Annotated in this window: 15 protein-coding genes; 8 read left to right on the forward strand and 7 right to left on the reverse strand. The window is 64.6% G+C overall.

Annotation, left to right across the window (positions count from 1 at the left end; translation table 11 throughout):
• Positions 1–11: 11 nt before the first annotated feature.
• Genes AC2ETI_RS01915 through msrB form a run of 3 tightly spaced genes read left to right on the forward strand, consistent with a single transcriptional unit; the run spans position 12 to position 3,350 of the window.
• Positions 12–1,565, forward strand: coding sequence for an alpha/beta fold hydrolase (locus AC2ETI_RS01915; protein WP_483633488.1), 1,554 nt, complete (start codon positions 12–14; stop codon positions 1,563–1,565).
• A 60-nt stretch (positions 1,566–1,625) separates the two neighbouring features.
• Complete coding sequence (locus AC2ETI_RS01920) at positions 1,626–2,909, forward strand: glycosyltransferase family 87 protein (protein ID WP_019748274.1); 1,284 nt, start codon at positions 1,626–1,628, stop codon at positions 2,907–2,909.
• 9 nt (positions 2,910–2,918) lie between these two features.
• On the forward strand, positions 2,919–3,350 hold the full coding sequence (gene msrB, locus AC2ETI_RS01925) for a peptide-methionine (R)-S-oxide reductase MsrB (protein ID WP_003942631.1): 432 nt from the start codon (positions 2,919–2,921) through the stop codon (positions 3,348–3,350).
• Positions 3,351–3,436: 86 nt separating this feature from the next.
• Here the strand turns inward: msrB and AC2ETI_RS01930 are convergent, their stop codons facing one another.
• The 7 genes from AC2ETI_RS01930 to hemE all read right to left on the reverse strand — a co-directional run bounded on the left by AC2ETI_RS01930 (position 3,437) and on the right by hemE (position 10,703).
• Complete coding sequence (locus AC2ETI_RS01930; RefSeq protein WP_483633489.1) at positions 3,437–4,357, reverse strand: WXG100-like domain-containing protein; 921 nt, start codon at positions 4,355–4,357, stop codon at positions 3,437–3,439.
• Complete coding sequence (locus AC2ETI_RS01935) at positions 4,357–4,668, reverse strand: hypothetical protein (protein WP_019748272.1); 312 nt, start codon at positions 4,666–4,668, stop codon at positions 4,357–4,359. The genes AC2ETI_RS01930 and AC2ETI_RS01935 overlap by 1 nt, the downstream gene beginning before the upstream one ends.
• Positions 4,661–5,134, reverse strand: coding sequence for a YbaB/EbfC family nucleoid-associated protein (locus AC2ETI_RS01940; protein ID WP_238076725.1), 474 nt, complete (start codon positions 5,132–5,134; stop codon positions 4,661–4,663). The genes AC2ETI_RS01935 and AC2ETI_RS01940 overlap by 8 nt, the downstream gene beginning before the upstream one ends.
• A gap of 82 nt (positions 5,135–5,216) precedes the next feature.
• Positions 5,217–7,493, reverse strand: coding sequence for a molybdopterin guanine dinucleotide-containing S/N-oxide reductase (locus AC2ETI_RS01945; protein WP_397510328.1), 2,277 nt, complete (start codon positions 7,491–7,493; stop codon positions 5,217–5,219).
• Between the two features lie 54 nt (positions 7,494–7,547).
• Positions 7,548–8,243 (reverse strand): hydrogen peroxide-dependent heme synthase, encoded by a 696-nt coding sequence (hemQ, locus tag AC2ETI_RS01950; protein WP_019748269.1) that lies wholly within the window; start codon positions 8,241–8,243, stop codon positions 7,548–7,550.
• Positions 8,244–8,247: 4 nt separating this feature from the next.
• On the reverse strand, positions 8,248–9,609 hold the full coding sequence (locus AC2ETI_RS01955) for a protoporphyrinogen oxidase (protein ID WP_097387402.1): 1,362 nt from the start codon (positions 9,607–9,609) through the stop codon (positions 8,248–8,250).
• Positions 9,606–10,703: a uroporphyrinogen decarboxylase gene (hemE, locus tag AC2ETI_RS01960; protein WP_483633490.1), complete on the reverse strand. Its 1,098-nt coding sequence runs from the start codon at positions 10,701–10,703 to the stop codon at positions 9,606–9,608. Before hemE ends, AC2ETI_RS01955 begins: the two co-directional genes overlap by 4 nt.
• A gap of 168 nt (positions 10,704–10,871) precedes the next feature.
• Here hemE and AC2ETI_RS01965 point away from each other — a divergent pair, with 168 nt between their 5' ends.
• The 5 genes from AC2ETI_RS01965 (at position 10,872) to AC2ETI_RS01985 (ending at position 17,718) form a co-directional block, all read left to right on the forward strand.
• Entirely contained in the window at positions 10,872–11,462 is a 591-nt protein-coding gene (locus tag AC2ETI_RS01965; RefSeq protein WP_019748266.1) for a DUF3000 domain-containing protein, read from the forward strand.
• Between the two features lie 60 nt (positions 11,463–11,522).
• Positions 11,523–12,929 carry a WS/DGAT/MGAT family O-acyltransferase gene (locus AC2ETI_RS01970; protein ID WP_336504516.1) on the forward strand — a complete coding sequence of 469 codons (1,407 nt, stop codon included), beginning with the start codon at positions 11,523–11,525 and terminating at the stop codon, positions 12,927–12,929.
• 11 nt (positions 12,930–12,940) lie between these two features.
• Entirely contained in the window at positions 12,941–14,230 is a 1,290-nt protein-coding gene (locus AC2ETI_RS01975) for an HRDC domain-containing protein (RefSeq protein WP_019748264.1), read from the forward strand.
• A 161-nt stretch (positions 14,231–14,391) separates the two neighbouring features.
• Positions 14,392–15,612 carry a thiolase family protein gene (locus tag AC2ETI_RS01980; RefSeq protein WP_003942598.1) on the forward strand — a complete coding sequence of 407 codons (1,221 nt, stop codon included), beginning with the start codon at positions 14,392–14,394 and terminating at the stop codon, positions 15,610–15,612.
• On the forward strand, positions 15,613–17,718 hold the full coding sequence (locus AC2ETI_RS01985) for a 3-hydroxyacyl-CoA dehydrogenase NAD-binding domain-containing protein (protein WP_007732875.1): 2,106 nt from the start codon (positions 15,613–15,615) through the stop codon (positions 17,716–17,718). It begins immediately after the preceding gene.
• Positions 17,719–17,720: the final 2 nt, after the last annotated feature.

Genomic DNA, 17,720 nt, shown 5'->3' on the forward strand with positions numbered 1-17,720 from the left:
CTCTGGTCGGCATGCGCAGAGTTGCTTTGATGGCCGTCGTCCTCGCGACGTGTTGTGCGTGCGGCGCCGGGCCGTCGCTTCGGCCCGCCGTCGCGGTCGAAGGCCGCACCGACGGCAGCCCTGCCCAGAGCGAGGGACCGTCACCCGATGCGCCGCCGGTTGACCCCGGCGTCCCGACCGACGACATACCGTGGCGAGACTGCACCGGCACGTCACTCGCCGACCAGGCTCTCGCAGCGTCGAGCGCCGGCGTCATCCTCGAATGCGCGGAATTCAGTGCCCCCATCGACGTGACCGGCGCCATCGACGGCAACTTCACTGCCGGCTTGACCCGCGCTCGGACATCCTCGACGCCTGCCAACGCGTATCCGATCGTGTTCACATCCGGCACCGACCGTTCGTCGGGAAACTCTCTGGCCATGCTCGCTACGTCCGACTTGACGACGGTGCTCGCGGACCACCCCGTCGTTGCCCTGGATCGACGCGGAATCGACAGGTCCACCGCAATCGACTGCATGACGCCGGAGATTCGGCGCGGCCTTCACGATCTGGGCCAGTTCGACGCGGACTCCACCGGCGACGCCGCCGACGCGGTCGCCGCTCTCGGTCACGATGCAACCATCGCCTGTACCGACTATCTCGATCCTCAAGAACTGAAGTTCGGCGCGGACTCCGCGGCCGAGGACATCGACGCTCTACGTACGCGGTGGGGCGTCGAGACCATCGCTCTGTGGTCGGCAGGGTCCGGCTCGGACATCGCGCTGAGCTACGCGGCAGCCCACCCCGAGAACCTCGCGAGGTTGATCCTCGATTCTCCCGCTCCGGTGGCCACGGACGCTGCCACCGAGGCAGAGAGCCGCGTGCAGGGTGAGGAAGCGGCGTTGACCGCATTCGCTCAGCGATGTGTGGCGCTGGGGTGCTCTCTCGGACCTGATCCGAAGAAAGCGGTCACGGACCTGATGGAGCGCGCTCGGGCCGATGAATTCCAGCCGCTGTCCGCCGCTGCGGTGTCGAACGCGATTTCGGCGAGCCTGTGGACTGCCGGAACCAACCGTGAGCAAGAGACCCGCTCGCTCTCAGACGCTCTGTCCGCGCTCGGTACCGGCAACGCTTCGCCGATTCGAGAGCGCGCCGCCCGGGCAGAGAACGAGGTGGACGGTGACGGCCAGTTCATCGGACGATGCACCGACGGCATGCAGTGGCCGGGGATCGGGCGCGTCCGCGAACTGGCGGACACCTGGGGCACCAACTATCCGGTATTCGGTCGAGAAGCCGCGCTCGGTTTGCTCGCATGCGCCAGCTGGCCGTCGACCGCCAACTCTCCCCTGCCGAATCAGTTGAAGCCCGCCGTCCTCGTGCTGAGCGGTCAGGGCGACCCGGCCGTCGGGAACTCCGGACTCTCGACCGTCACCGGCGTCGTGACCAACGCGGGGTCGCGCTTCGCAACCCTGGACTGGCAGGGTGCAGGTCACCCCGCGGCACAATCCACCTGCGCGCAGCAGGCGATGAGGGCATACCTCACCGACGCCTCCCTGCCCAGCAACGGAAGCGTGTGCCCGGCCTGACTCGGGCGCTTGTCCACCACGACCGAAAAGGGGTGCATCCCCCGATCACACCCTGCTCCGGTGTACCGTGCCGAAGTGTTCCTTCGACAGCTCGAGCCGCGTACCGGGCGGACAACCCAACAAGTCGTCAACTTCGTTTTGTGGCCGATCGCCGTGATGACCGTGCTCAATCGTGTCATCGTCACAGCAGTCAACGGCGCCATCACCGATGACTTCCGACCGGTCTACAACGCCGCGCTGGCGTTCTGGAACGGGCGCGACGTCTACACCGCAGATTTCAACTCCGTAGACCCCCATTATCTGTACCCACCATCGGGTTCCTTGTTGATGGCGCCCCTGGCGATCCTCGATCCCGAGCGCTCGCGGTGGCTGTTCATCGGTGTCAATGCCGTCGCCATTCTCGTGGCTCTCTACCTGCTGTTGCGCTTGTTCGACCTGACGATCAGTTCCATCGCGGCGCCGATTCTGGTGCTCGGCGCTTTCATGTCGGAGACGGTCACCAACACGTTGGTGTTCACCAACATCAACGGCCTCGTACTACTCGGCGAAGTTGCCTTCCTCCTGCTGCTGATGCGCAAGAAGGATCTGTGGGCCGGCGCCGCGATCGGTCTCACCATCGCAGTGAAACCCACTCTCGCGCCACTGCTCCTGCTGCCGCTCGTTCGCGGTCAGTGGAAGGTGCTCGTCACCGCCCTGGGCATCCCGTTCATTCTCACGGTCGTGGCATGGCCGCTTGCGTCGGATCCGATGGACTTCGTCCGCCGCACCGTGCCGTACCTGCTCGAATCTCGTGACTACTTCAACAGTTCGATTGTCGGAAACGGCGCTTACTTCGGTCTGCCCGAATGGTTGATCCTGCTGTTGCGCGTCGTGTTGGCCGCCATGGTCGTCGTCTCTCTGTGGCTTCTGTACCGCTATTACCGCAACGACGAACTCTTCTTCCTCACCACCGCGACCGGTGTGATCATGACCGCGTCGTTCCTGCTGCCATCGCTCGGCCAGATGTACTACTCGATGATGCTGTTGCCGCTGTTGATGTCCGTGGTGCTCAAGAACTCGGTCATGCGGAACTGGCCGGCGTGGCTCGCCGTCTACGGCTTCATGACGTTCGACAGCTGGTGGTCGAACCGCTGGCCGACCTTCGGCCGGGCAGCCGAATACACCAAGAGCACCCTCGGCTGGAGCCTTCTGCTGATCGTGATCTTCTGTGTCCTCGGATACCGGTATCTGGTCGCGCGTCGCGAGGGCCGCTTGGATCGCGGAATCGATCCCGCCTACCTCCTCGATCCCCCGCTCGATACCGTCTCACCTGCCGACGAAGCCGAAACGGCGACAAAGCATTAGCGTGGAGGCATGAGTTCTTCACACGATGGCATCGACAGCACACCTGAGGTCACGTACACCGAGAGCGAGTGGCGCGAAAAGCTGACTCCGGAGGAGTTCGCCGTCCTGCGCCAAGCCGGCACCGAACGCCCCTTCGTCGGCGAGTACACCGACACCACCACGGAAGGCGTTTACTCCTGCCGTGCGTGCGGAGCCGAACTGTTCCGCAGCACCGAAAAGTTCGAATCGCACTGCGGGTGGCCGTCCTTCTTCGATCCGGCGGATTCGGATGCCGTGATCCTGAAGGAAGACAGCTCACTCGGGATGCGCCGTGTCGAGGTCATCTGCAAGAAGTGCCACAGCCACCTCGGTCACGTCTTCGAGGGCGAGGGATACCCGACGCCGACCGATCAGCGGTACTGCATCAACTCGATCTCGCTGGTTCTCAAGCCCGCTCAGTAGCCAGGTCGTGGGCTGCCCCGTGTCGCTCAGTAGCCAGGTCGTGGGCTACCCCGTGTCACTGGTAGCCCACGATTCGAGACTTCAACTCAGAAGTCCCAGTTCAGCGCAGTCGGGCTCAGACCGGCCGCGTTCAGGTCCTCGTTTCGAGCGACAAGACCGTCCTTGACTGACCCGATCCCACCACCGATCGCGCCGGAAGTGATGTCCGTCAACGAGGCATCGCCGCCCGTGACTTCCTTCGTCACGATCGCAGCGGACGCTCCCGATACCGCATCGTCGAAAGCCCCCCGCGCGATCTGCTGCAATCTCGAACCGGTCGGGAGCGGGTTCGGGTCAGGGCCGACACGATCCGGCGTCGTCTTCAACCCTCCGTTCGCAAGTCCCTTGATGAAACCGTCGCGGCCCTCGGTCACGACCTTGCCACCGTCGATCGACTGGCGATGATCCATCGTCATCTGCCCGAGTTGAATGGCGAGGCCGGAGAAGACGGCAGCGGCAGCTTCCACTGCTGCGGCCTCGATCACTCGTATCAACAATTGCTGCAACAGCATTCGGACCGTGAGTGTTGTTGCCACCTCAGCCGCCACGATTCCGGCGGTACTCGCACCCAGTGTCGGGACAGCGGCCGCCAGCATGGCGGCAATCTCGAGCGCCAGTGCGCCCAGCGCCGCGAGGATCGACAGTTTGGTGTACTCGATGTCCATGCCGGTATCCGTGCATGACTGACCCAGTTCGGCCGCGGTAGAGGACAACCGCTCGAAGACCTCCGCAACTCCCCCGGCCTCCGACCAATACCGAGACAACGAGTCGCCGGCTCGACCGTCGATCGATGCCAGTACTGTTTGCAATCCGTAACCACCGGCAGCGGCCGAAGCCTCGATCCGATCAGCCGCGCCTGACCAGGCATCACCCAACCTCCACAGTGCCGTTTCGTCTCCTTGCGGCCAGTCACTGCCCACCGCGACCGACGCAACCGCCTGTAACCAGCCTGGAATCTCGAGTCCCATCAGAGCCCACCCGCCATGTCGTCGGCAAGCGAGGTGTCGATCGATTCGAAACGATCGGTGATCTCGATCAGCGTGGCGGTCAATTCGCGGAGCGCGCCCGCGACCAGTGTCATCCCACCGACTGCTGACTCCGCACCGGGAACATACGCGTCCGAGAATGCGGTTCCGAACTGGTCAGCGCCCCAGCACCCCTCTTCGGCGCCGGCCACTGTTTCCAGAGCACTCCGTGCCTCGTCGAGATCGGCAGCGACCACCTCGAATGCTGGTGCAGCACTTCCCATCGCGGCCACGTCCACGTCCAGTTCAGACATTGCCGGAGCTCCTCAGAACGGTGCGGTCCCAGTGCTCGTCGCCGCCGACCGGCACCGACGCCGGACGAGGCGCGAGAATCTCACGCAATCCGAGCACACCGGGAACGAGGTCGGGCAAATCGATCCTGGCCGCTTCGGTGAACGGCCTCGACATCTCGGCAATCTGTCGGCGCATGTCCTCCGCCGCAGATGTGGCCGTGGCCAGGATCAGATTTCCCAACGCTACCGGCGAATGCTTGCCGTAAGCGCTCCCGGAGAGGGTGACTCCCACGGTCGCCCCCGAAGCGTCTACGACGACTTCCACGCTGCCATCACTCGAGCGTGCACTCGCCGTTGCTCGTGCGATCTTCTCCTGCATATCCGCCAGCGATCGCGTTCGCTCCAACAGATCAACCTGCATCGAATCGATCTGAGCCCGAAGAACTTCGACGTGTCCCCTCATCGAACCAACATCCGCTCCACTCACGATGGTCCCCACCTTCGATAGATCGTGACACCTGATTCAGGCGCTCACGAGGTTCGACGCGGGAGGTGGCCGATCGGTTCCGTCAGCGCGAACGAAGCACGGGCGGATCGAACGCCTTGACCGGCGGCAGAACCCCTTGGAATTTCTCGATCTGCACCAGAACGTGCTGGCCGGTGCACCCGTGCGAAAGCGAAGACGTGCCGACGTCTGGCGTCAGAACGTTGGGATTTCCGTGAACACACAGCGAATCGGGGTCGGCAGGATCGAGCGGGTCGTACCACGCCCCGGTCGACAACTGGACGACGTCGCTCCGCAAATCCGAATCGACGATCACACCAGCCAGGCACGCCCCGCGATCGTTGAATACGCGCACCACGTCCCCAGCCGACACGCCGCGCGCGGCCGCTGCATCGGGGTGCATACGAATCGGCTCGCGTCCCTGAATCTTCGATGCCTGGCTCGCAGCGCCGTGATCGAGTTGGCTGTGCAGGCGCGTCTTGGGCTGGTTGGCGATCAAGTGAAGCGGGAATTGCGTGGCCCGTGGTCCACCCAGCCACTCGTCGGGCTCGTACCAGCGCGGATGGCCGGCGCAGTCGTCGTAGCCGAAAGACTCGATGGTCTCGGAGAAGATCTCGATCTTCCCACTCGGAGTCGAGAGCGGATACTTCTCGGGGTCCTCGCGGAAGTCACCGAAGAGCACGAGGTTGTCTTCGGTTCGCATCCGGTAGTGCCCGTCCGACCAGAAATCCTCGAACGTCGGTGTGTTGCCGCCGTCTGCATCGACGAACGGCCGCCATTGACCGTAGAGATGCTCGATCCACTCCTGTGAGGATCTCCCCTCAGTGAACTGCTCCCCGAATCCGAGCGCAGAAGCCAGAGCGGCAAACGTGTCGTAGTCGTCTCGCGAATTCGCGAAAGGTGGAACTACTTGCTGCATCGCGACCAGAAGTGGATCATTTCGTGTGCAGCTCAGGTCATTTCGTTCGAGCGACGTCGTCGACGGGACAACGATGTCGGCATTGCGAGCCATCGGCGTCCAGTAGGGATCGTGAACGACGATCGTGTCCGGACGCGCAAATGCCCGTCGCAGCCTCGGGAGATCCTGGTGGTGGTGAAACGGATTGCCACCGGCCCAGTAGACCAACCGAATATCCGGATAGGTCAGGCGCCTGCCGTCGTAGTCGAACTCCTCGCCGGGCGAGAGCAAGAGATCGGAGATCGCGGCCACCGGAATGAAATCGGGCACCGGATTCACACCTTGCGAGAAGGTCGGCAACGGATACGGCACCGGAGCCAGACCCGGCTCGTTCATCGAACCGTAGCCGTGGCCGAAACCGCCACCCGGAAGCCCGAATTGGCCGAGCATCGCGGCGAGTGTCACGCCCATCCACGGTGCCTGTTCACCGTGTTTGATTCGTTGCAACGACCACGTGACGGTCACCAGCGTCCGGCCGGACGCCATTCTCCGAGCCAGGTCGGTGATGAACTCCGCCGGCACCCCGGAGATCTTCTGCGCCCAGCGCGGATCCTTCGGTACACCGTCGGCACGTCCGAGCAGGTAATCCTCGAAGCGTTCGTAGCCGACGCAGAAGCGGTTCAGGAAATCGCGATCGTGCAGGTCCTCCGACGCCAGGACAAACGCCAGGGCAAGCATGATTGCCACGTCGGTTCCCGGAACGGGTGCGATCCACTCGCAGTCGCCATCGACGTCGTCGCGCAACGGACTGAAGGAGACGATCTTTCCGCCGCGGGCACGAAATGCGTCGAGCGCCCCGCGCGTCGGATGATCGCTCGTACCACCGGCATTGACGCCGGTGTTCTTGATCGGCACTCCCCCGAACGAGACGAGAAGATCGGAGTGCTTGGCGATGACGTCCCACGACGTGGAGCGCGCGAACAACTTCCAGTGTGTTCCGACCACACGCGGCATGATGACACCGGTGGCACCGAGCGAGTAGCTGTGGACCGACTTGGTGTATCCACCCAGCTGATTCAGAAATCGGTGAACTTGGCTCTGCGCGTGATGGAATCGACCGGCGCTGGCCCAGCCGTACGAGCCGCCGAAGATCGCGTTGTTCCCGTGCGTGTCGACCACGCGACGCAACTCGCGGGAGAGGAGTTCGGTCAGTTCGTCCCACGAGACCGAGACGAACTCGTCCGCGCCACGTCGGTCGCTGGGACCAGGTCCGGTCTCGAGCCAACCGCGGCGCACCGCCGGGCCCGAAACGCGAGCCCGACTGCGCACCGAACCGGCGAGGTTCCCGAGCATCGGCGAGGGATTCGAATCACCCTCGTACGGATGCACGGCGGTCACCTCGCCGGCGACCGATTCGGCGGTGAACATTCCCCAATGGGACATGTGTTGACGACGCCGGTTCGGTGCAGTTGTCACAGAAACTACTTTCGAAGTAGATCAGGGTAGGGAAAGGACCAGCTTCTCGATGTCCACGCGCGGCCCGGTGAAGAACGGCACCTCTTCGCGAACGTGCAAGCGAGCTTCGGTGGCACGCAGATCGCGCATCAGATCGACGATACGGATGAGCTCAGGCGCTTCGAACGCGAGAATCCACTCGTAGTCCCCCAGAGCGAAGGCCGGGACGGTGTTGGCGCGAACGTCCTTGTACGAACGAGCAGCCATACCGTGATCGGCGAGCATCTTGCGACGCTCCTCGTCGGGGAGCAGGTACCACTCGTACGAGCGGACGAACGGGTAAACGCAGATGTAGTCGCCCGGATCCTCACCCGCGATGAACGAGGGCACGTGGCTCTTGTTGAACTCCGCGGGGCGGTGCACCGCCGAGTTGCTCCAGATGGGAGCACTGGCCTGTCCGAGGACGGTGGTGCGGCGGAAATCCGCGTACGCGGCCTGAAGTTCCTCGATGCTGGCCGCGTGGGTCCAGATCATGAAGTCCGCGTCGGCGCGCAAGCCGGCGACGTCGTAGATGCCGCGAACCACGACGCCCTTGTCTTCGAGACCCTCGAAGAACAAGCGGGCGTCCTTGACCGCAGCTTCCCGATCATCGCCCAGCACACCGGGTTCCACCTGGAACACGGAGAACATGAGGTAACGGATTTCAGAGTTCAGTTTGTCGAAATCAAGGCGTGCCATGGGTCTATCGTGCCACTCGCTCGAATATCCGTGTAGCCGCCGTCGTGCCGACTGCGACACACGCCGGAACCCCGACGCCGTGCAGCCACGACCCGGCCACTTCGAGGCCGTCGAACTGCGTCATCCCGGACTCGATTTCAGCCACGATTTCCGTGTGACCTGGGGAGTACTGGGGAAGACCGCCGTGCCACCGCTGTACGAAGCTCGCTCCTGGCTCCTCGGTGATTCCGGTCACGGTCTCGAGATCGGCGCGCGCAAGTTCGATCAGTTCACCATCCGGCCGGTCGACGATCTCCGATGCGCCGAATCGACCGAACGACACCCGAACGAGATGCTCGCCGCGATCAGCGAGGTGCGTCCACTTTCGGCTCGACAGCGTGAACGCCTTGGCGGTCAGGTCGGCGTCGGTGGCAACCAGGATCCCCGAATTCTGCGGAAGGTCGACCTGACCGGGCAGGCGGAGCGCCACCACCGCGGACGACGCCAGTTCGATCCGCGACGCGATACGCGCAATATCCGCATCGACGCCGGCCAACAGCACCGCTGCGCGCGGCGCCGGAACAGCCAGAATCACCGCGTCGACGCTGCCGAGCGGATCGACGTTCCAACCTTTCCCGTCCCTGCGTAACTCGGAAGCCTCGCCGCGGACGAACGTCGCGTCGGCGGCCTGCCGCAGCGCATCGAGCAAGATGCCGTAACCGTCCCTGAGCGCTCCGAACACTGGTCCGGGTGCAGGTGTCGGCACTGCGGCTGCAACTGCGTCCGTGAGGCTCTGAGCGCCCGCATCGAGCGCCGCAGCGAGTGTCGGCAAAGCTGCACGCACTCCGATGGTCTCCGCCAGGCCCGAGTACACCCCGCCGAGAAGGGGATCCACCGATCGGCTGACCACCTGATCACCGAATCGCTGTGAAACCAGTTCGGCAACACTGCAATCGGAACCGCGGGTCCACTCGAACGGAGCGCCTGGTTCGGCAGCTATGCGCGACAGTGTCTGCTCGTCGACTAGATCTCTCACCGACTCGGACGATGCCGGGATTCCCATCAGGGTTCCGGCAGGAAGTCGATTCAGTGAGCCCTGGGACCAGATCAACGGGCTCAACCCCGCGGGGTAAACGATCTGATCGGTCAGTCCCAGCTCGGCGAGAAGCGCAGGGACTTCGGGCCGACGGGCGATGAACGCCTCGGCGCCGATGTCGATCGGGCCACCGCCAAGATCAATCGTTCGCAGCTTCCCGCCCAGTCGCGGAGAGTCGTCGACGACCGTGATGTCGGCAACGGAGCCCAGACTGCGCCGAAGCCGGTACGCGGCAACCAGACCGGAGATTCCGCCTCCGATCACCGCGACCGACGGCCGAGTGGTTGTCACAGCGAGTGCACCAGCTCCACCGCCGAGGTGATCGCCGTGGGATCGGTGTCGGGAAGAACTCCATGGCCGAGGTTGAAGATGTGGCCGATGGCACCGGCTTCGATCGCGCGGTCACCTTCGGCGGCGATCCGGCGCACCTCACGATCGATCACCTCGGGGCCCGCGAACAGTACAGCGGGATCGAGATTGCCTTGCAGCGCCTTGCCCGGACCGACACGACCGGCCGCGACGTCGAGCGGAATCCGCCAGTCGACACCCACGACGTCGGCACCTGCCTCCCCCATCGCGCCGAGAAGTTCACCGGTTCCGACACCGAAGTGGATACGCGGAACGCCGGCAGCGGCAACCTCGGCAAACACCCGTTCGGAATGCGGGAGAACAAATTCCCGGTAATCGGCCAGCGAGAGCGCGCCGGCCCACGAGTCGAACAGCTGAACCGCGTCGACACCCGCCTTGAGCTGCGTCTGCAGGAAGCAGATCGTGGTGTCTGCCAGGCTTCCGAGCAACGCGTGCCAGGTCTTCGGATCGGAGTGCATGAGCGCCTTGGTCTTCTCGTGGTTCCGGCTCGGACCACCCTCGACCAGATACGACGCCAAGGTGAACGGCGCTCCGGCAAAGCCGATCAGCGGAGTCGAGCCCAACTCGGTGGTGAGAAGTCGAACGGCCTGCGCGATCGCCCCGACCTCTTCGGGAACCAACCGCGGGAGGGCTGCGACGTCGGCGATGGAGCGAATCGGATTGGCAACCACCGGTCCGACGCCGGCAACGATGTCGAGATCGATTCCCGCAGCCTTGAGCGGAACAACGATGTCCGAGAACAGGATTGCCGCGTCCACGTCGTGACGGTGCACCGGCTGCATCGTGATCTCACAGACCAGCGCCGGATCGAAACACGACTCCAACATGCCGATCCCCGCGCGGATCTCGCGATACTCCGGCAACGAACGTCCGGCCTGGCGCATGAACCACACCGGCCGTCGACTCGGAGTGCGTCCGGTCGCCGCGGCGAGCAACGGTGCGTCGGGCAAAACTCGCCGAGCGCTGTATTCCGCCGACCCGGTCATGCCTGAATTCATGTTGTCCAACCCGCTCATCAGTCCTCGCGCTCTCCGCCAACGTGTGTCTTCGATCGACTCAATGCTGCCATGTCCCACACTCGGGATCGGACACCCGAGCGGTTCGTGAGCGGCCACACACCCGAACCACACTCGGTCGGCGCGCCTCCACCTACCCGCCCTTATCCCCGACTAACGTCCTGACCTGTGACGACATCCGGATCGACAGCCGACCCGGCCGAGTTCCGTGCCGCCGTGGAGGCGATGACCGCTGCGCGGGTTCGGCCCGAGATAGAGGTCGGTCCCATCCGTCCGCCGCAGCGTCTCGCTCCGTACAGCCACGCAGTGGGAGCCGAGGTTCTGCACCCGGACTCCGACGTCGTGGCCGAGCAGTCCGAAGGCGACGCTTTCGGCCGCCTGATCCTGTTGTTCGATCCGGACGGCGACGAGGCGTGGAACGGCACCATGCGGTTGGTGGCCTACATACAGGCCGATCTCGACGAAGCCGTCGCCGCGGATCCACTACTTCCCGAAGTAGCCTGGAGTTGGCTGGTGGACGCACTCGAAGCCGGACCGGAACCTTTTGTGGCCCTGGGCGGTACGGTCACAGCCACAACTTCCGTGCGATACGGCGACATCGCGGGCCCGCCGCGAGCCCACCAACTCGAGTTACGTGCATCCTGGACTGCAACGTCATCGGAATTGGCTCACCACGTCGAGGCTTTCTGTGAAGTTCTCGCGTACGCGGCAGGACTTCCGCCTGCCGGGATAACCACGCTGTCGCGGCAGGGCGACTAACTCCACTACTCGTTTACGCATTCCCCCGGATAAATACTAGAACCTGTTCTAAAATGAGTCATGCAACGTCTCAGCGGACTCGACGCGACCTTCCTCTACTTGGAAACACCGACCCAGCTATTGCACGTTTGTGGACTCGTACTGCTCGACCCCTCGACCATTCCGGGCGGTTACGACTACCGGGAGCTGCTTCGCGAGTTGGACTCGCGGATGGCCACGATGCCGACCTTCCGGCGCAAACTCAAAGATTCCCGCCTCAATCTCGACTACCCGGTATGGGTCGACGATCACGATTTCGACATCGAGCGGCACTGCCACCGGACCGCGGTACCTGCTCCGGGCACACACGCGGAACTGGCAGAACTCGCCGGACACATCGCGAGCCAACCGCTGGATCGTTCCCGCCCACTGTGGGAGATGTGGGTCATCGAGGGACTTGCCGACGGACAGATCGCCGTCATGTCGAAGATTCATCACAGCGCTGCCGACGGCGTCACCGGCGCGAACATCCTCGCTCAGCTGTGCAGTCTCGAACCGGATTCACCGGCGCTCGTGGATCCCACCGCACAGGGTGCGGGCGACGCGGGAACGCTGGACATCGCCATCGGCGGACTCATGGCCGTCATCGCCCGACCCGCAAGAATTGCCCGTCTGGTCCCCGGCGGAATCGCCATGCTCCCCAAGTGGGTGACGCGTGCACGAAAGGGTGAAGCGATGCCTGCTCCGTTCACCGCGCCGCGGACCTCGTTCAACGGCGCTATCACCGGTCACCGCAACGTCGCCTTCAGCCAGCTCGATCTCGCGAAGGTCAAAGCCGTCAAAGATCGCCACGGCGTCAAGGTCAACGATGTGGTTCTCGCGCTGTGCGCGGGTGCTTTGCGGACCTACCTCGAGGACCGCGACGAACTGCCGGAGGACTCACTCGTCGCGATGGTCCCCGTATCGGTCCACGGTAAATCCGATCGGCCGGGCACAAACCAGATCTCGGGCATGTTCACGCAGCTGGGCACCCAGATCGGCGATCCGGTCGAGCGTCTGCACGCGATCAGCGATTACAACGCCACCTCGAAGAACCACAACGAGGCTCTGGGTGCGAACATGCTCCAGGACTGGTCCCAGTTCGCATCGCCGGCGGTGTTCGGCGCCGCCATGCGGGTGTACTCGTCGCTCAAACTCGCCGAGCGTCACCCCGTCGTGTCCAACCTGGTCGTCTCGAACGTGCCCGGGCCGCCGGTCCCGCTCTACTTCCTCGGCGCCCAGATCAAGGGAATGTTCCCGCTCGGCCCGATCTTTCACGGGGCAGGACTCAACGTGACGGTGATGTCACTCGACGGAAAACTCGACGTCGGCATCGTCAGTTGCTCCGATCTGGCACCCGAATTGGACCAGCTCGCGCAAGGTTTCGGAGCCGCACTCGACGAACTGTTCGACGCTGAGGTGACAACCCCGGCCCCGACTGCGACGTAGAGTCAGTGACCATGTCCGAAGTCACCGATGATGCAACCGAGCCCACCTCCGACGTAGTTCCGCTGCTCGTTCCGCGTGACGGAGTTCCGGACGTCATCACCACAGCCGCCGGTGTCGCCGACGCCGCGGCCGCGCTGGCCTCCGGCCACGGCCCGCTCGCCGTGGACGCCGAGCGGGCATCCGGATTCCGTTATTCGGCACGGGCGTACCTGATCCAGCTCCGACGCGAAGGAGCGGGATCGTTCCTGCTCGACCCGATCCCGACAGCGCAGGACCTGCAGCCGTTGGCCGAGGCGATCAACCCGTTGCAATGGGTGCTGCACTCGGCCGATCAGGATCTCCCCGGTCTCGCCGAACTGGGCCTGACACCGGCCGAGCTGTTCGACACCGAACTGGCCGGTCGACTGGCCGGGTTCGAACGAGTCGGACTCGCCGCGATAGTGGAACGAACCCTGCGGGTGGAACTTCGCAAGGGTCACGGGGCCGCGGACTGGTCGACACGTCCGCTACCGGACGCCTGGTTGAACTACGCCGCCCTCGACGTCGAAGTGCTTCTCGAACTGCGCGACGCCATGGAAGCCGAACTCGAATCCCAGGGCAAGCTCGAGTGGGCGAAGGAGGAGTTCGAGTACATCCGTCTGGCCGGCCCGCCCAAGCCCAAGCCCGACCGTTGGCGTCGTACATCGCACATCACCTCGCTCAAGACCACTCGGCAGTTGGCGGCAGTACGGGCGCTGTGGCAGGCGCGTGAGGATCTCGCGCGCAAGCGCGACGTGTCGCCGAGCCGGGTTCTCCCTGACTCCGCCATCATCGATGCCGCCCTCAAAGATCCTCAGTCGCTGGATGCGCTCCGTTCGCTTCCCGTGTTCGGCGGACCACGTCAACGCCGGTATTCGCGTGTGTGGATGGACGCGCTGGAAGCTGCGCGCAGGCTCCCGGACAGCGAGCTTCCGCCGAAGACCCCGCCGATCGTCGGACCCCCTGCCGCCGGCCGGTGGGCTCGCCAGGACCCGGCGGCGGCCGATCGACTGACGGCGGCTCGGGCCGCACTGTCGGACCTGAGCAAGGAAGTGTCGGTGCCCGTGGAGAATCTGCTCCAACCCGACCTGGTCAGGCGCCTGTGCTGGGACTGGAAGTTGGAACCCGACTCCGACATCACCGAAGTCGAGAGCGCAATCGAGACCAAGCTCACTTCCGGTGGCGCACGTGGCTGGCAACGCACTTTGACGGTTCCCGTCCTCGCCGAGGCACTGAACTCCGTGGTCCCGGCCGAGCCCGAAGTAGAAGAGCCTGAATCCTGACCTGACCCCGATGTGAGGTTGGAGCAATTCGGCACGTTAAGTTACCGGTCAGTAATGGGCAGTAGTACGCTCGATACGAGGCCGGACGCCTGGCCGTGATCGCCGAACCAACGTCTCACCGCACTTCGGAGTGGTGGGCAGCTCCATCAGGAGGAATTCGCGTGGCTCCATCCACAAACAACCAACGCAACGTCGTCTTCGTCGACGGCATTCGCACCCCGTTCGGCAAGGCCGGCCCGAAAGGCATGTACGCCGACACGCGCGCAGACGATCTCGTCGTCAAGGCGATTCGTGAGCTGCTTCGCCGTAACCCGCAGCTCGATCCCGCACGGATCGACGAAGTGGCTGTCGCAGCCACCACGCAGACCGGTGACCAGGGCCTGACCATCGGCCGCACCGCTGCGATCCTCGCCGGTCTCCCCGAAACCGTTCCAGGATTCGCCATCGACCGCATGTGTGCCGGCGCGATGACCGCCGTCACCACCACCGCGTCGGGCATCGGCTTCGGCCAGTACGACGTCGTGATCGCCGGTGGCGTCGAGCACATGGGCCACCACCCGATGGGTGAGGGCGCAGACCCCAACCCGCGCTTCCTCGCCGACCGCCTGGTCGACCCGAGCGCCCTCGTGATGGGTAACACCGCCGAGAACCTGCACGACCGGTTCCCGACCATCACCAAGGACCGCACGGACGCCTACGCCGTCAACAGCCAGAACAAGTACGACGCTGCCAAGAAGGCCGGCTTCATCGCCGACACCCTGGTCCCCGTCGCCACCCGCAGTTCCGCGGGCTGGGGTCTGGCCACCGAAGACGAGCCGCCGCGCCCCGGAACCACCGTCGAAGATCTCGCGAAGCTCAAGACGCCGTTCCGCCCGGCCGGACGAATCACCGCCGGTAACGCCGCCGGACTCAACGACGGCGCCACCGCAGCACTGCTCGCCGGTGAGGACACCGCAGCCGAGCTCGGCCTGCCGGTCGGCATGCGCATGGTGGGCTTCGCCTACCAGGGCGTCGACCCCGCCGTCATGGGCATCGGCCCGGTTCCCGCCACCGAGAAGCTCCTGGCACGCACCGGCCTGAAGATCGAGGACATCGGACTCTTCGAGATCAACGAGGCGTTCGCCGTTCAGGTCCTCGCGTTCCTCGAGCACTACGGAATCGCCGACGACGACCCGCGCGTCAACCAGTGGGGCGGCGCCATCGCGTGTGGCCACCCCCTCGCTTCCTCGGGCGTTCGCCTGATGACGCAGCTCTCCCGCCAGTTCGCGACGCGTCCCGACGTGCGCTACGGCTTGACCACCATGTGCATCGGACTCGGCATGGGCGGCACCGTCATCTGGGAGAACCCGAACCACGCTGACTACCAGGCAGGGGTTAACTAAATGTCTGATATTGCAACAGCATTCGCCGACGAGGTCGTGACGAACGCCTACACGAAGATCATCTCGGTCCCCGGCATCGAGGGCCCGTTTGCACTGATCACCCTCGACAACGGCTTCGACCACACCAAGCCGTCGTCATTCGGTCCCGGCGGACTCGCAGCATTCGACGCCGCCCTCGACGAAGCCTTCGCAGCCAACCCGGTTGCCATCGCCGTCACCGGCAAGCCGTTCATCTTCGCCGCCGGCGCGGACCTCAAGGGTGTTCCCGCGATCACCTCTCGCGAGCAGGGACTCGAGCTGGGCCGCTTGGGTCACAAGGTGTTCCGACGCCTGCGTGAGTCGTCCGTTCCCACGTTCGCCTTCATCAACGGTGTCGCTCTGGGCGGCGGCCTCGAGGTCGGCCTGCACAGCCACTACCGCACGGTTGCCGCCAATGCGGGCGCACTGGGTCTTCCGGAAGCATTCCTCGGCCTGGTCCCCGGTTGGGGCGGAACGCAGTTGCTCCCCAACCTCGTCGGCCCGTCGAACGCCGTCACCGTGGTGATCGAGAACTCGCTGAACCAGAACAAGGTGCTCTCCCCCAAGAAGGCACTCGAACTCGGCGTCGTCGACGTCGTTCTCGATTCTGCCGACTTCATCGAGCAGTCCCTCGCCTGGGCGTCGCAGGTCCTCGCCGGCACAGTGACCCCCGCTCGCCCCGAGATCGATCGTGGCCAGGGCTGGGACGACGCGATCGCTCGTGCGAAGGCGATCGTCGACGGCAAGACCAAGGGCAACGCTCCCGGCGCCGTCAAGGCCGTCGAGCTGCTCGAACTGGCTCGCAGTACCGACATCACCGATGCCGCTTCGCTCGACAAGGGCTTCGCGGCCGAGGACGAGGCTCTTGCCGACCTCCTCCTGACCGACGAACTCCGTGCAGGTCTGTACGCCTTCGATCTGGTGAACAAGCGCGCCAAGCGCCCCGCCGGAGCACCCGACCGCTCGCTCGCCCGCAAGGTCAGCGGCGTCGGCATCGTCGGTGCCGGTCTCATGGCCAGCCAGCTCGCGCTGCTCTTCGTCCGCCAACTCAAGGTGCCGGTCATCCTGACCGACATCGACCAGGAGCGCATCGACAAGGGTGTCGGTTACGTCCACACCGAAATCGAGAAGCTCCAGGGCAAGGGGCGCCTGTCCCCCGACGCTGCGAACCGCCTCAAGGCGCTCGTCTCCGGTTCCCTCGACAAGGCCGCGTTCGCCAAGACCGACTTCGTCATCGAAGCCGTCTTCGAGAACATGGACGTCAAGAAGAAGGTCTTCGCGGAACTCGAGCAGTTCATCGCTCCCGAAACCATCCTCGCCACCAACACCTCCTCGCTCTCCATCACGGAGATGGCGTCCGGCCTCGAGCATCCCGAGCGTGTGGTCGGCTTCCACTTCTTCAACCCGGTTGCCGTTCTTCCTCTCCTCGAGATCATCAAGGGCAGCAAGACCGACGATGCCACTCTCGCAACGGCTTTCGCCACCGCGAAGTCGCTGAAGAAGTCCGCCGTCCTCTGCGGCGACAAGGCAGGCTTCGTCTTCAACCGCCTCGTCACCCGCACCTTGGGTGAGGTCATGTCCGCCGTCGACGAAGGCACCCCCTTCGACGTCGCGGACAACGCCATCGCCGAACTCGGCATGCCCATGTCGCCGTTCACCTTGCTGGCCCTCGTCGGACCCGCAGTGGCTCTGCACACCGGTGAGACCCTGCAGGAGTCCTACCCGGACCGGTTCAAGAGCTCACCTGGACTCGAAGCACTCGTCGAGGCTCGCAAGCCCGGCGTGTGGACCTGGGGCGAGAACGGTCAGGCCGTCGATCCCGAGGTCGCCGCACTGTGGCCGCAGGGTGACAAGGTGTCCACTTCGGAAGAGGTCCTCGAGCGCACACGTCGTGCGTTTGCCGAGGAAATTCAGATCATGCTCGACGAGGGCGTCGTAGCGGCAGCCGAGGACATCGACCTCTGCCTGCTGCTCGGCGGCGGGTTCGGATTCTGGAACGGCGGCATCACGCCGTACCTGGACCGGACCGGTACCTCCGAGGCTGTCAACGGCAAGCGCTTCCTCGCGCCTGGTGTTGCCAGCGTCTGAGT

It is taken from the genome of Rhodococcus sp. MurmanLake-1, assembly GCF_056945715.1.

Coding starts and splice junctions, on each gene's coding strand:
- AC2ETI_RS01915 (WP_483633488.1), top strand. CDS start 12: ATGCGCAGAGTTGCTTTGATGGCCGTCGTCCTCGCGACGTGTTGTGCG.
- msrB (WP_003942631.1), top strand. CDS start 2,919: ATGAGTTCTTCACACGATGGCATCGACAGCACACCTGAGGTCACGTAC.
- AC2ETI_RS01930 (WP_483633489.1), bottom strand. CDS start 4,357: ATGGGACTCGAGATTCCAGGCTGGTTACAGGCGGTTGCGTCGGTCGCG.
- AC2ETI_RS01935 (WP_019748272.1), bottom strand. CDS start 4,668: ATGTCTGAACTGGACGTGGACGTGGCCGCGATGGGAAGTGCTGCACCA.
- AC2ETI_RS01945 (WP_397510328.1), bottom strand. CDS start 7,493: ATGTCCCATTGGGGAATGTTCACCGCCGAATCGGTCGCCGGCGAGGTG.
- hemQ (WP_019748269.1), bottom strand. CDS start 8,243: ATGGCACGCCTTGATTTCGACAAACTGAACTCTGAAATCCGTTACCTC.
- hemE (WP_483633490.1), bottom strand. CDS start 10,703: ATGAGCGGGTTGGACAACATGAATTCAGGCATGACCGGGTCGGCGGAA.
- AC2ETI_RS01970 (WP_336504516.1), top strand. CDS start 11,523: ATGCAACGTCTCAGCGGACTCGACGCGACCTTCCTCTACTTGGAAACA.
- AC2ETI_RS01975 (WP_019748264.1), top strand. CDS start 12,941: ATGTCCGAAGTCACCGATGATGCAACCGAGCCCACCTCCGACGTAGTT.
- AC2ETI_RS01985 (WP_007732875.1), top strand. CDS start 15,613: ATGTCTGATATTGCAACAGCATTCGCCGACGAGGTCGTGACGAACGCC.